The following is a 14161-nucleotide window of genomic DNA, read 5'->3' as shown; positions in this document are numbered from 1 at the left end:
CGGTGCGCTTTATTCGTCGGTCAACGCCGCTTGGCCGTCAACGCGTCGAAGTCGATCGACGTCAGCTCGCCGATTCGTTCGATCGTAATGTCAGGGTCGGGATACTTCGCGATCTCCTTGGCATCGAGCGCGTAGTGGCCCTGGCGCGGGAAGATCGTCGTCAGGCGGTCGCCCCATTGCTCTTTCATCGCGGTGAGGATGCGCAGCTTGTCGTCGACCATCACGTAATGGCGCGCCGGATAATGCGCGATCACGTCGTCGAGCATCAACTCCTTGTGAATGTAGATCAGCACGCGTCCTTCGACTTCGTCCCACAGGCCCGAGCGCGAGACCTTGCGCGGCTGGAACACGACGTCGCCATCGGAAAGAATCGCCGTCTTGCCGAACTCGCTCGCATAGCGCAGCGCGTCAAGCGCACCGGGGAATACGCGATTCGCAAACGGATAATCGATCAGATAGCACGACATCAACAATAGCTGCGTGTCGTCGTGGTGCTCGGTTCGATAGCGCTGCAGTGCGCCAAGGTAGTCCGCATAGCCCAGCTCGCTGCGTAGATCCTCGAAGATCTGCCAGTAGCGCGTGCTATTTTCTTCACCGAACTGCCGCGTCATGTGCGTGCGCAGGTCAGTCAGCACGTGATCGTTATCGAGCAGCGTGTTATCGACGTCGAACAGAAAGACAACGTCGTTGTTGGATGGTGTGTTCATTCACGTTACCTCGCCTCGGTCGTCTGTGCCCGTTGAGCACGGTGGACGGCGCGGCGCCCGGGTGCAGATGCGGCCCCGCGACGCGTCGCCGCTTGCGCTAAGAGCCGCGAAGCGCGATGAAGTTCGCGACGGCCGGTATGCGCGATCAGCGCAAAGACTAGCACTGTCGATCGACGCGCGCCGTAGATGGTGCGTGGAGCCGTTGTGGGGCCGCCCTTGGGCGCGTTGGCGCTTGCATGTCTGGGGAAACGGGTATATCGCCCTCTGCCTGTACACAGAAGTTGCACGGGAGTCGTCGGAGGGGCTGGCGGCGGCAGACGGTTAGTTGCGAATGAGCGGGCGACACAGTTGCCCCCGCCGATCAGCGTCCTCCACCCGTGGTGAAACAGGCAGCGCTCATCGCTGCCGGATCGCCGATCTTGCACTGCCTCCACAGTTGTAGACTGATCCCTTCCTGGAAGGAGATGCGCGATGGCCATGTCCGCTACGGTAAGTTACCTGCGACTCTATGCCGACCCCGCAGGCGAATCGCATTTCGAACGTGCATTCGTCGAAACGTTCACACGTAACTTTGCGCCACCCGCACCGGCTTTTAACGTTTCAGCATTCGTACCCGCCTTACGCAACGGCTTCCTGCTGGCACCGGCCGAATGGATCGGTGATTTACATCCATCTCCGCTTCGCATGTGGGTATTCGTTCTCGACGGAGAAATGGAATTCGAGGCCTCTGATGGAGAGCACCACCGCGTCCGGCCCGGCGATGCCCTGCTTCTCGAAGATACAAGCGGTCGGGGACATCGGAGCCGTGTGATCGGCGATACGGCTGCGAAACTTGCGGTCGTCGAACTTGAACCGGCTCGTGAGGAATGACAAGGCGGCGCTACCCCGTGCAACCCTATCCGCCATTGCTTCTTTCCGGCCTCGTGCTCGCCGGTTAGCGCGCGTTAACTCAACCGCCGCTAACCCGCCACGAAGCGCTCTTCAGACGAATCGTCACCGATTCGAGTATCGGCGTCTGCATCGATCGAATCGCGGCCATCTGCCAGACCCTTGCTGCGCCGCCAACTGGCGGGCGGCATGCCGAATTCCCGCTTGAACGCGCGATTAAATGCGGCCTCCGATTCATACCCGACCTGCTCGGCCACTGCCGCAAGCGTCTGGTTTCCGTCCCGCAACGTCTGCGCTGCGACCTGCAAGCGCCATCGGGCGAGGTACTGCATTGGCGGCTGGCCAAGCAGTTCCGTGAAGCGCTGCGCAAGCGCCGAGCGCGAGAGACCGACCTTGCGCGCGAGTTCTTCGACGGTCCAGCCATAGGCGGGTTGCGCATGCAGCATGGCGAGTGCGCGGCCAACGAAACGATCGCCCACTCCTGCCAGCCAACCCTTGCGATCTGCCGGCAGCGACTCGATGCAACGTTGCACCGCTTTCACAAACAGCAGTTCCGAAAGCCGTGCGAGCACGATCGCGCTTCCCACGCGCCAGTCGGCCGCTTCGTTGGCGGCAAGTTTCAACGACGATTCGAGCCACGCCGATTGTGGATCGTTGCGCATGTCGACCTTGAAGAGTCGAGGCAGCGCCGAAAGGACCGGGTTCGTCAATGAATCGTCGCAGGCAAGAAAGCCGCAGATGATCCGCGTGTGCGCACCACCACCGCCGAAATTCAACGTCATCACTTCGCCCGGCGAGGTGCTCAGATACTTCGCCATGAGTTCGTCCGAAGGCGCGGGCTCGATGTCGAGTGAACTGCCCATCAGATGCGCTTCGCCTTGCGGTACGACGAGAAGTTCTCCTGCGTCGACACGAATCGCAGAAGCAGGATCGTCGACGAGGGCAGCCCAGCAACTGCCTTCAGTGATGAGGTGGTAGGACACGATGCGTTCAGCGCGCGGCAGGAACGTGGCGCACAAATCCGACGTAACTTCCCCGACGACACACCAGGGTGCGGTTAAGTCGGCGTTTAGATACACCGCACCACCGAGACGCACCACGCGAAGGACATCTGAAAAAGCATCCATAAAAGCGCCCATCAGTTTCGGCGTCCTGCGCAAAACATCTGGACGCCTGGTCATTCCTCGAACCGGCTTGCGTGCCGATACTAGCACCCATGCAATTCTGCACCAACGAACGGTGAAGCGCTCATGGAACGTCAAAGGCGCGGGCACCTCTTTATCCGGAGACAAACATGAGTCACGCGGACATCTATCGAGGCCAGTGCTTTTGCGGCGCCGTGCAGTTCACGTTGAGTGGAGCACCTGCGGGAATGGGCTATTGCCATTGCGAGTCGTGCCGCCGCTGGTCGGCCAGCCCGATCAATGCATTCACGCTGTGGAGCCCCAACGCACTGCGCGTCACACATGGTGCCGAGGACATCAGCACCTACAACAAGACACCGCACAGTTATCGCAAATGGTGCAGGTTGTGCGGCGGACATCTCTTCACGGAGCATCCCGGACTCGGCCTCATCGATGTCTATGCCGCGGTTGTAGACGACTTCCCGTATGCAGCGGGTGTCCACGTTCACTACCCGGAGTCCGTGCTACCCATGAACGATGGCCTGCCAAAACTCAGGGACCTGCCGAGCGAAATGGGCGGCTCGGGCATTAGTGCTGTCGAGTAACTGTCGAGTAGCCGTCGCGTCTTCTAGTTCAGTTTGATTTGCCCGTTCGCCGCGCGGGCATGCTCGCAGCAAGCATTCGCGGCGCCATCAGACACGCAGCACAACCATGCACTCGCGCATCGCTGCCCTGGCCCTTCAGGAGTTCTTCATGTCCGCTGTTGATTCCGCTTTCGCACCCGTTGCAGACTTCACCGCCGTCAAGCTCCGCCAGCAGGTGGCCTGGTCGACGGGCAACTATGCCGTTGTTGGCACCACGCTGCAAATCGTCGGAGAGAACCTCTGCGAAGCGCTCGATGTACGCGCCGGCCATCGCGTGCTCGACGTTGCCGCCGGCAACGGCAACGCGACACTTGCCGCTGCGCGCCGCTATTGCGACGTCACGTCGACCGACTACGTCGCCTCGCTGCTAGATTCCGGCCGTGCGCGCGCGCAAGCCGAAGGGCTCCCGGTGCAGTTCCAGCAAGCGGACGCTGAAGCGCTGCCCTACGCGGATGCCTCATTCGACATCGTGATGTCGACCTTCGGCGTGATGTTCACGCCTGACCAGGAGAAAGCGGCCGCCGAACTCGTGCGTGTTTGCAAGCCGGGCGGACGGATTGGTCTCGCGAACTGGACGCCGGAGAGTTTCATTGGGCAGCTATTCAAGACGATCGGCAAATACATTCCACCGCCCGCAGGCGTGAAGTCACCCGCGCTCTGGGGCACGAAGGCGCGCCTGGAAGAGCTTTTCGGCGCGAACGCCAGGAACATCATCGCGGCCAGCCGCGATTTCACGTTCCGCTACCGTTCGCCGGAACATTTCGTCGACGTGTTCCGCACGTTCTATGGGCCGATGAACAAGGCGTTTGCCGCGCTCGAAGGCGAGCCGCAGGCGGCGTTTCTTCGCGATCTGATGACACTGATCGAGAGCCGCAACCGCTCGAACGACGCGACGCTCGTCCTGCCGAGCGAGTATCTCGAAGTCGTGGTGGAACGCGTGTGAATGGAGTCTGACGCGGATCGTCTGGTCGTTTCCTTCAGACGCCGCTTTTCCTGCGTCAACTGACTTCGCTGCGCTCACGCGCGGCGAAGTCGTCCCGTGATGCGTCGCGACACGGCACACGTGTCTGTTTCAGTCCAACTTCCATTCAGGGTTTGTCGGCTTTGCGACGACGCTTCGCCCGGTATTAAACCCGCAGAGACAGCTGAAAGGCCCGGCAGACAAGGCTTGCAGCAACGTGGCATGGACTCTGCGAGTACACGGCATTCATGCCGATACACCTTCGATCACGTGATCGACCAGAGGACATCATGCTCATCTATCTATTCCAGTTGTTGAGAAAGGCGCTTGACCGTGCTGAACATAGCCGCCGCGATGCGTACCTCGCATCCGCGGTCGACATGGTCGAACTCGAACGCCGCATGCATGCAAGCGAAATTGACTGACGCACACGCGCCGACGTCACGATCCAACTTTCTGACTCTCTCAACAACATGGACAGCACAGTCGCATCGCAAGCCTCTTCATCCGTAACGTCGGTGATCGCACTGCATTGCTCAGGCTCGGGAGCGGCGCAATGGCGCAAGCTCGGCGAGGCGCTTGGCTCGCGCCACGCGTTCGCCGCGCCCGAGCACTACGGCTGCGACAGCACGGGGCCGTGGAGCGGCGAGCGCGCGTTCACGCTCGCGGACGAGGCCGCGAAGACCGTCGGCATCATCGATGCATCGCGTGGCAAGGTGCATCTCGTTGGCCACTCGTATGGCGGGGGCGTAGCGTTGCGCGCAGCCGTCGAGCGGCCCGAGCGTATCGCGAGTCTGACGCTATACGAGCCTTCGGCGTTTCATCTGCTCAAGATGATGGGCTCGTATGGAGCGCATGCGCTTGCGGAGATCGTCGCGATTTCGAAGCGCACCGCCGATGGCGTCAGCTGTGGCGACTATCGGGGCGCCGCGGCTTCATTCGTCGATTACTGGGGCGGCCGGGGCGCGTGGGAGGCACTGCGGCCTTCGGTGCAGGACGCACTCACGCGCTGGGCGCCCAAGGCGCCACTCGACTTCCGCGCACTGCTCGACGAGCGCACGCCCGCCAGTGCGTACACCGGTTTGCATGTCCCGGCGCTGATCATGCGCGGCCAGCACGCGCCCATTCCGACGCGCGCGATTGCCGAGCGACTGCCGATGCTGTTGCCAGCGGCGCGGCTTGCCATCGTCGAAGGTGCAGGACACATGGGACCGCTCACGCACGCCGACAAGGTCAATGCGGCCATCGTGCGGCATATTGCGGAGGCAGATGCGATCGCTTGAAGGCGTCAAGGTTGTTGCTGTTGCGTTTGTTGGGCTCAATGCCTCTCTGAAGGATGCGACGTTGCGGACGCTTGCGCCTTGCTCGCAGAGTATCCGGCTTGGGCCGCAGTCGGCGGATCTGACTATATCGTTGCCATGATCTCTTGCCCTTCTTCGTGCTGGGTGCGTCCGCTTTCTCCTTGGTGTGAACGTATCGCGATGCGCGACTACACTTGCATACATCACACATTGCAGAAAGACTTCGATGATCGACATTCGGCCCGCCCGTTTTCCCGACGATATCGACGCCGTGCGCGCGATTTTCCGCGAGTACGCGGATGGTCTTGGTATTGACCTTGGCTTTCAGGCGTTCGACGAGGAACTGGCCGCGCTGCCCGGTAAGTACTCGCCGCCGCGTGGCACGATATTGCTCGCTTGGCGCAACGAACGCGTGATCGGCTGCGTTGCGCTGCGGGCTTTCGAGTTTGATATCTGCGAGATGAAGCGGCTTTATTTGCGGCCCGAAGGGCGTGGGCGTCAGCTTGGGACACTGCTTGCGCAGGCTGTCGTGCATGCTGCGAAGGAAGCGGGGTATCGGAGGATGCGGCTAGATACGCTGCCGAGTATGAAGAGCGCGCAGCGGCTCTATGCTTCTCTTGGGTTCAGGCCGATTTCTGCTTATGTGTTTAATCCTGTTGAAGGGACGCAGTTTCTTGAGCTTGAGATTTGAACGTTAGGGGTTTTGGTTTTTTGCTGGCGTTCGCGATGGGATGTTTGCTGCGCAAGCCTTCATTGTGTGCTTGCTTTTGTGCTGGCATCCGCGATTTGTTAGCGTGCTTCACGCGTCGCCCCTGTGCGGGGCGGCACCTACTTTTCTTTGCCGCCGCAAAGAAAAGTAGGCAAAAGAAAGCGGCTAACACCGCTAATTCTTGTGTTTGCCTGAGGGCCCCCAACGGGTCTTACGCTTTACACGGCAGCCTTTCTGTTTGCGTGCGTTGCCAACGCTTCGAATGAACGCCTCACCCGCTTCGAATACCCGTACTCGGGCAAGCGGCAGCGAATGGTTTGTGCCGCCCAGGTGGCAAACTGTGTGTAGGTTGTCGCGACGTATAGCGTGGCGCTCTTACAGGGTGGAACGCGTGCGCTATCGGTCCGGAGTGAGACGTGTGCAGTACTACGGCCTACACACAGTTTGCCACCTGGGCGGCGGTGGAATATCTGGCACGGCGTGCTCCGACGCGTGTGCGTGAAGCGGGTGAGGCGCTTATTCAGAGCGTCGGCAACGGACGTGGGTCACGTGATTGCCGTGTGAAGCGTAAGGCCCGTTGGGGGCCCTCAGGCAGGAAGAAATGTTGGCGGTGTTAGCCGCTTTCTTTTGCCTACTTTTCTTTGCGGCGGCAAAGAAAAGTAGGTGCCGCCCCGCACAGGGGCGACGCTTGAAGCAAGCTAACGAATCGGGGAGTGTCTGAATTTTTGTGTGCAAGGCAGATAAAAGCCTGCCATCTGGCAGGCTCGTCAATTGCATTCTACAAATGATTCCTGGTGAAGCGATCCTCGTAGAGGATCGCGAACTGGTTCATCGCGGCTTTCCAGTCATGCGCGGCACGGCTCCAGTCAGCCGTGATATTGCGCAAGGCCAGCCATAGCAGTTTGGTCGCGGCCTCGTCCGTCGGGAAGTGCCCACGCGTCTTGACGATCTTGCGTAGCCGGGCATTGACACTTTCGATGGCATTGGTCGTGTAGATCACCTTGCGAACCGCTGGCGGAAACGCGAAGAAGGGGATCACGCGATCCCAGGCCCGACGCCAGGCGGCCACCACCGTCGGGAATTTCTGGCCCCACTCACCCTGTTCGAACGCATCCAGTTCGGTCTGCGCAGCTTCAGCGCCCGTTGCCGAATAGATCGGCTTGAGGGCAGCAGCCAGCCCCCGCCGGTCTTTCCAGCTCGCGTAGTCCAGCGAGTGGCGGATCAGGTGCACGATGCACGTCTGGAGCGTGGTGGCCGGAAACACCGCGCCCAGTGCTTCAGGCATGCCCTTCAGTCCATCGGTGACTGCGATCAGGATGTCCTGCACGCCACGCACCTTCAGGTCGCTGAATACCTTCATCCAGAACTTCGCGCCTTCCGTGTTCTCGATCCACAGCCCCAGGATGTCCCGTGTGCCGTCCGGCAGGATGCCCAGCGCCAGATAGATCGCCTTGTTGCGCACCATCCCTTCCTCGCGGATCTTGACGCGTAGCGCGTCAAAGAACACTACCGGGTACATCGGCTCGAGCGGACGCGCCTGCCAGATACTCACCTCGTCCATCACGGCATCGGTCACCGAACTGATGAATTCCGGCGATACATCGGTACCGTACTGCTCGGCCAGAAACCCCTGGATCTCGCGCACTGTCATGCCACGGGCGTACATCGCGATGATCTTGTCGTCAAAGCCGGTAAAACGCCGTTCGTGCTTCGGAATCAGGATCGGCGCAAAGCTGCCGTCGCGGTCACGGGGAATCTCCAGGCGTAGCGGACCGTCGTCGGTCAGCACTGTCTTGCCGCTCTTGCCGTTGCGCTGGTTGGTCGCATCTTCTGGCCGCACGGCACCCGCCGGATAGCCCAGATGGTGTCCAAGTTCGGCGCCCAGCGCCCGCTCGATCAGCGCCTTCTTGAACGCCGCCGAAGCGGCATGCACCGCTTCGGCCGTCATCGGCCCCTTCACGAACTGGTCGATTAGTTCCTTCGGAATGGACGGCAACGCTGTCTGCGCTTCGGTGGTCGTCTTGGGTTTGCGTGGCATACATGCTCCTTGAGCTACATGTTATGCCTTGAACACAAAATCTATGACAGCCCCCAAAGCGCGGATGCCAGCGCAAACACCAGCAAACCAAAACCAAAACCAACACCCGCGCCGCACAGGCTCAAACGCAAATGCCAGCGCAATGGCAAAACAACCAAACCATCACACCCCTCCCCCCACAGTCTTAACACTCTTCCACTGCCCTTGCTGCACCTCGAAGAGCGTATACGGCGGCTTAATCAGATCCCCATAAGGATCAAAAGTGATCTTCCCAGTAACACCCGTCAACGACACCTTAGCCAAACTCTCAACGATCTTCGCACGATCAAGCGAATTAGCATCATGAATCGCCTTCAACATAGCAAGCGCAGCATCATACGCAAAGGGCGCATACAGCTCGACATCCTGGTTGAACCGCGCCTTATAACGCTTGCCGAACTCCTGCGCCGCAGGCAACTTATCAAGCGCGGGTCCCGGCTCAAGATCCTGGGTTCGCTCACCCGAAGTACCCGCAATCTGCAAAAAGGCATTACTCTTCAACGCGCCCGCGCCAAACAGCTGTGTCTGCATACCCAGCGAACGCATCTGCTTGACCAGCATCGCGCCCTGCTCGTCCAGCCCGCCAAAGAAAATCACATCGACATTCTTGCTCTTCAGCGAAGTGAGAATCGCGCGGAAATCGACGGCCTTGTCGTTAGTGAACTCGCGCGACACGATATTGCCGTTCGCTTCCTTCACCCCTTTCTCGAACGAATCGGCGAGACCTTGCCCGAACGCCGTACGATCGTCGATGATGCCAATGCGCTTCGCCTTCATCTGCTCGACGACGAAATGCCCCGCCACCACCCCGCCAATGCCGTCATGCCCCATCGTGCGGAACACGTTCTTGTAGCCCTGCTTGGTCAGCTGCGGATTGGTCGAGCCCGGCGTGATCATCGCCACATTGGCGTTGTGATACACCGTCGAAGCCGGAATGCTGCACCCCGAGTTGTAGTGGCCAATCACGCCGACGACGCCTTCATCGACGAGCTTCTGCGCAACCTGAATCGCCACGCGCGGATCGGCCTGATCGTCCTGCACGTCCAGCACGAACTTGACGGGCTTGCCCGCAACAGTCGGATGCTTCGCGTTTTCTTCATCGAGCGCCAGTTGCGCGCCGTATTGTAGGTCCTTGCCGACCCGCGCGACCGGCCCCGTCAACGGGCCGACAAAACCTATCTTGACGATTTCCGGGTCCGCGGCAAATGCGAATGAAGCATGCGCCGCCAGAGCGCAAACCGCTAACCTGCTCAGCCATGTACGTCGATTCATGATGCGCTCCTGTCATTAGAAAATGTCGCGCTCTCTGCCTGTCGACTGACTCGATGCGCGACGCGTCGAAGTCGTCCTCGAACAAATGCGTATGTGTCGCCTCAGAACCGCGTCGCCGCATAGCGCGACAGATCGAGCGGCGGCGCGCGCCGTGCGACGAGATCGGCCACGATGCGTCCGCTCACTCCTGCCAATGTCAATCCGAGATGCTGATGCCCGAATGCGTAAATCACGCGCTCGCTCTCGCTCGAACGGCCCAGCACGGGCACGCCGTCGGGCAGCGTAGGCCGGAAGCCGAGCCACGAACTGTCGGGCTGCGTCAGCCCCGGCAACGCGCGCTTCGAAGAAAACGTCAGCAGGTCCAGCAACGAACGGTTGCGCACGTCGCTGAAGCCGCCCAGCTCAACCGTCCCCGCAACGCGCACGCCGTCGTCCATCGGCGTCATGTAAAAGCCGCGCTCGGCCCAACCGACAGGCCGCGAAATCAGTTGCGTCGCGCCGCGATAGCGCACGTGATAGCCGCGCTCCGTGTCGAGCGGCACGCGGTCGCCGCATTGCGCCGCAAACTTCGCGGAGCGCGCGCCCGTCGCGACGACGACATGATCGAAGCGCCGTGGCGTGCCGTCGTCCGTCGTGAGCGTGACGCCGTCTGCCGTGGGCGCAATCGCGCTCACGCTCTTGCGTTCGAGCTCGAGCCCACGCGCCGCGAGCAGTTCATGCAGCGTCAGCAGAAAGCCTTGCGGATCGGAGAAGTGCCAGCTGTCGCTGAACAGCACGCCGCGCTCGAAGATCGGCGCAAGTGCAGGCTCCAGTTCGCGCACCTCGGCGGCGGACAGCACGTCGAACGACACGCCGAGTTGCTTGCGCAGATTCAGCGAAGCACGCGATGCATCGAACGACGCGCCGCTCGAATACAGATACAGGCACTCGCGCGGCCTCACGTACTTCGCAAGTTCCTGTTGTTCGAGCAAGGGCGCGTAGCCGTCCTGCGCCTGCGCGAGCAATGCAGCGAGCGCGCCGGCACTCGCTTCATAACGCTTGCGCGTCGAGCTGATCATGAAGCGCGTGAGCCACGGCAACACATGCGGCAGATAACTCCAGCGCAACCGGAACGGACTCTCGCTCGACAGCAGGAATCGCGGCAGATCGCGGAACACGGAAGGGTTGTTCACGGGAATGCAGCCATACGGCGCGAACGTGCCCGCGTTGCCGAACGACGCGCCCTGCGCGACGCCCGACGGATCGAACAGCGTGACGCGGTGCCCGTCGCGCATCAGCCAGCCGGCGCTCGCAAGCCCGATAAAACCCGCGCCGACAATGCCGATCTCTGCCATCAACGCTCTCCCGACATTGCGCGTCCATCGGCTGCGGCGAGATAACCCGTGCGCGTGCCGTCATCCGCGTTGCGCCGTTTCGCCGCCAGCAGCCATGCCGCCGATGCAAACGCGAGACTCGCGATGCTCGCCATCAGTTGCGGACGCAGTTCGGCATCCATGCCCATTGCGACCAGCACGCCGACGATCGCCACCACAACCGCATACGAGAGCCACGGAAAGAGCCACATCGGCAACTCGGGCTGCTCGCCGTTGCGTTGCAGGCGTCGACGGATGCGGATCTGCGCAAGCGCTGTCGCGAGATAGACGAACAGCATCACAGCACCCGACGCATTGACGAGGAACAGGAACACGCCCTGCGGCGACACAATCGCGGCGATGATCGCCACATAGCCGACCACGCTGCTCAACAGCACCGCAAGACGCGGCACGCGCGACGGCGTGAGGCGCAGCAGCGCGCGCGGCGCATCGCCACGTCCCGCGAGGCGGAACAGAATCCGCGACGACACATACAGCCCTGAATTCAGCGCGGACAGCACGGCGACCAGCACGATTGCGTTCATGATGTCAGCCGAGCCCGGCACGCGCATCGTCTCCAGCGCGGCGACAAACGGCGAATGGCCCGTCACGATGCTGGTCCACGGCACGATGCACGCAATCAGGAACATCGAGCCGACATAGAACGTGATCACGCGCAGGATCACCGAGCGCGTCATCGCGGCGACGCTCTTCGCGGGGTTGTCCGATTCGGCGGCGGCGATGGTCGCGATCTCCGCGCCGCCGACCGCAAAGATCACAGTCGGCACGGCCGCGAACACCGACATCGTGCCGAACGGCAAAAAGCCCTTCGCTGCCGTCAGGTTGCTCCACGCGCTGTGCGTATGGCCCAGGCCGAACACCCACGCCGCGCCGATCGCGATAAACACGATGATGGCCGCGACCTTGATCGACGCGAACCAGAACTCGAATTCGCCGTACGACTTCACCGACATCAGGTTGATGAAGGTCATCAACGACAGCAGCACCAGCCCGATCATCCACACGGGCGCCGGTATCCAGCGCTGCAGGATCGCCGCGCCCGCCACCGCTTCCACGGCGACCACGATCACCCAGAAGTACCAGTAGAGCCAGCCGCTCGTGAAGCCCGCCCAGTCGCCGAGACCAATGCGCGCGTATTCGGTGAACGACCCGACGCCCGGCACGGCGAGCGCCATCTCGCCGAGCATGCGCATCACGAACAGCACGACGATGCCCGCCACCAGGTACGACAGGCACGCAGCCGGCCCAACCGTGTTGAGCGTCGCGCTGCTGCCCACGAAAAGTCCCGCGCCGATGATGCCGCCGAGCGAAATCATCGTGACGTGCCGCTGACGCAATGCAACGCCGAGACGGGGCGTTGCGCTCTCTTGCGTGTCGCGCGATGCGCGGGCGTTTGTCCTGCTCTCTGCCATGCGAAATCTCCTTCCAGCTCGATCCTGCGATTCATAAACCACACAAAACCTGATTCAAAGAATCACACAACAATTTTTTGTGTGCAATTAAAAACGTCATTGTGTGGTCCAGGACTTTCCCTGGCGTCGACGGGCGTAGTCCTTGCCAGGCTTGAAAACAGTGGCATGCATGCGTATCTGGTATAAAATCCGGCGAACTGGCACAAACAGGCAGACAAAGCCTGTTTTGTATGGAGACAGGGCGAGACAATGGCTTCCAGCAGAGACAAGGCAGCACACAGCAACGGCGCCGCAGCCGAGGTGGACCAGACAAACGGCGATCCGGTCCAGACAAAACGCGCGACCTATATCGAGGTATCGGCGTCGATCGAGGACGAGATTCGCGGCGGGGTCTATCCGCCCGGCAGCCGTCTGCCGCCGCAGCGTCAGCTCGCCACCGAACTCGGCATCAACGTGTCGACGGTATCGCGCGCTTATAAGGAATTGCAGCTGCGCGGCCTCGTGATTGGCAGCAAGCGGCGCGGCTCGCTCGTGACGGGCGGCGCGATGCCGCGCGTCGAAACGGCGAGTGCGCCCAATGCCGCACCGGGCGGCGCGATCGATCTGACCGTCAACCGGCCAGCGACGGGCGAATTCCTGTCGTGTCTCGCGACGACGCTCGCCGATCTGCCGCGCGATCCGCGCTATCCATCGCTACAGGAATATCAGCCGCCGCAAGGCCCCGACTGGGCGCGCGCGGCGGGCGCGAAGTGGATGGCCGGGCCCGGCTTCACGCCGTCGCAGGAGCATCTCGTCGTCACGAGCGGCGCGCAGCACGGGCTCTACGCCGTGCTCAACAGCCTGATCGGCACGGACGGTGTGATCATCGCCGACCGGCTCACGTACTACGGCCTGAAGGCGCTTGCGCCCGTGTTCCAGTTCGAAATCGTCAGCGTGCCGAGCGATCGCGACGGTCTGATCACGGATGAAGTCGAACGCATTTGCAGCCGCGTCCCCGTCAAGGCCATTTTTACGGTGCCGAATCTGCAGAACCCGACGGTGACGACGATGAGCCTGGAGCGACGCGTGGCGCTCGTCGATATCGCGCGGCGCTATGGCGTGGCGATCATCGAAGACGACGTGTATGGTCCGCTCGTCTCGCAGCGTCTGCCTACGCTTGCAAGCCTGTGCCCGGAGCTGACGTTTCACATCGCCGCGACGTCGAAGATACTCGCGCCGGGACTGCGGCTAGGCTATCTGCTGAGTCCGCCTGAACGTTCCGCGCTCGCCGCCGAAGCCGTGCGCACCACGGCCTGGATGCCCGCGCCTATGTCGATGCTGATTGCGACGATCTGGATCGAAGACGGCACCGCGCGACGCATCATGGACGCGCAACTCGCCGAGATTCGCGTGCGTCACGATCTTGCGCGGCAGATTCTGCCGCAAGAGTGGCTGGAGTCCGACCCCGCGTGCATGTTCGTGTGGCTCAAGCTGCCGCCGCCGTGGCGCGCCGACGATTTCGCCGCGAATGCGAAAGCGCGCGGCGTGGTCGTGATGCCATCGTCGGCCTTTGCGGTCGATCGTGCCGAGGTCGAGCATGGCGTGCGGATCAATCTCGCGTGCGCGTCTTCACGCGAGCAACTGGTGAGCGCGCTGCAAACGCTCGCGCAAGCGTTGCGCGATCGTCCGCGTGCGTTGTTCGGCACGATCTGAT

Annotated in this window: 13 protein-coding genes and 1 pseudogene; 8 read left to right on the top strand and 6 right to left on the bottom strand. The window is 61.7% G+C overall.

The annotated features are described in order from the left end of the window. Positions 1-20 precede the first annotated feature (20 nt). A complete protein-coding gene (locus C2L65_RS32210; protein WP_042315784.1) occupies positions 21-707 on the bottom strand; it encodes an HAD family hydrolase in 687 nt (228 codons plus the stop codon). 471 nt (positions 708-1178) lie between these two features. On the opposite strand from C2L65_RS32210, the gene C2L65_RS32205 reads away from it, so the two are divergent. Further along, positions 1179-1577 (top strand): cupin domain-containing protein, encoded by a 399-nt coding sequence (locus C2L65_RS32205; RefSeq protein ID WP_081921508.1) that lies wholly within the window; start codon positions 1179-1181, stop codon positions 1575-1577. 89 nt (positions 1578-1666) lie between these two features. Here C2L65_RS32205 and C2L65_RS32200 read toward each other — a convergent pair whose 3' ends face one another. Continuing rightward, complete coding sequence (locus tag C2L65_RS32200; RefSeq protein ID WP_233446696.1) at positions 1667-2722, bottom strand: AraC family transcriptional regulator; 1056 nt, start codon at positions 2720-2722, stop codon at positions 1667-1669. Between the two features lie 167 nt (positions 2723-2889). Between C2L65_RS32200 and C2L65_RS32195 the strand changes: the two genes are divergently transcribed. The 6 genes and pseudogenes from C2L65_RS32195 to C2L65_RS32170 all read left to right on the top strand — a co-directional run bounded on the left by C2L65_RS32195 (position 2890) and on the right by C2L65_RS32170 (position 6316). Next, positions 2890-3324 (top strand): GFA family protein, encoded by a 435-nt coding sequence (locus C2L65_RS32195; protein ID WP_042315788.1) that lies wholly within the window; start codon positions 2890-2892, stop codon positions 3322-3324. Positions 3325-3472: 148 nt separating this feature from the next. Next, complete coding sequence (locus tag C2L65_RS32190; protein WP_042315798.1) at positions 3473-4306, top strand: class I SAM-dependent methyltransferase; 834 nt, start codon at positions 3473-3475, stop codon at positions 4304-4306. A 308-nt stretch (positions 4307-4614) separates the two neighbouring features. Next, on the top strand, positions 4615-4749 hold the full coding sequence (locus tag C2L65_RS32185; protein ID WP_081921511.1) for a DUF3563 family protein: 135 nt from the start codon (positions 4615-4617) through the stop codon (positions 4747-4749). A 48-nt stretch (positions 4750-4797) separates the two neighbouring features. Then, positions 4798-5607, top strand: a complete 810-nt coding sequence (locus C2L65_RS32180) for an alpha/beta fold hydrolase (RefSeq protein ID WP_042315791.1) — start codon at positions 4798-4800, stop codon at positions 5605-5607. 28 nt (positions 5608-5635) lie between these two features. Beyond that, positions 5636-5746: pseudogene (locus C2L65_RS47215) on the top strand (DotU family type IV/VI secretion system protein); the annotation flags it as partial. 105 nt (positions 5747-5851) lie between these two features. Continuing rightward, entirely contained in the window at positions 5852-6316 is a 465-nt protein-coding gene (locus tag C2L65_RS32170; protein ID WP_042315793.1) for a GNAT family N-acetyltransferase, read from the top strand. A 796-nt stretch (positions 6317-7112) separates the two neighbouring features. Here the strand turns inward: C2L65_RS32170 and C2L65_RS32165 are convergent. The 4 genes from C2L65_RS32165 to C2L65_RS32150 all read right to left on the bottom strand — a co-directional run bounded on the left by C2L65_RS32165 (position 7113) and on the right by C2L65_RS32150 (position 12468). Beyond that, on the bottom strand, positions 7113-8372 hold the full coding sequence (locus C2L65_RS32165) for an IS256 family transposase (protein ID WP_103254517.1): 1260 nt from the start codon (positions 8370-8372) through the stop codon (positions 7113-7115). Positions 8373-8534: 162 nt separating this feature from the next. Next, a complete protein-coding gene (locus C2L65_RS32160; protein ID WP_042312804.1) occupies positions 8535-9683 on the bottom strand; it encodes a branched-chain amino acid ABC transporter substrate-binding protein in 1149 nt (382 codons plus the stop codon). 101 nt (positions 9684-9784) lie between these two features. Continuing rightward, positions 9785-11017 carry an NAD(P)/FAD-dependent oxidoreductase gene (locus C2L65_RS32155; RefSeq protein WP_042312806.1) on the bottom strand — a complete coding sequence of 411 codons (1233 nt, stop codon included), beginning with the start codon at positions 11015-11017 and terminating at the stop codon, positions 9785-9787. After that, a complete protein-coding gene (locus tag C2L65_RS32150; RefSeq protein WP_042312808.1) occupies positions 11017-12468 on the bottom strand; it encodes an amino acid permease in 1452 nt (483 codons plus the stop codon). The genes C2L65_RS32155 and C2L65_RS32150 overlap by 1 nt, the downstream gene beginning before the upstream one ends. Before the next feature lie 249 nt (positions 12469-12717). On the opposite strand from C2L65_RS32150, the gene C2L65_RS32145 reads away from it, so the two are divergent. Then, on the top strand, positions 12718-14160 hold the full coding sequence (locus C2L65_RS32145; RefSeq protein WP_042312810.1) for an aminotransferase-like domain-containing protein: 1443 nt from the start codon (positions 12718-12720) through the stop codon (positions 14158-14160). Position 14161 lies beyond the last annotated feature (1 nt).

It is taken from the genome of Paraburkholderia terrae (genome assembly GCF_002902925.1).
GTDB classification, from domain to species: Bacteria; Pseudomonadota; Gammaproteobacteria; order Burkholderiales; family Burkholderiaceae; genus Paraburkholderia; species Paraburkholderia terrae.
Note: the sequence above shows the minus strand (reverse complement) of the source record. Positions and strands in the feature narration are given on the sequence as shown.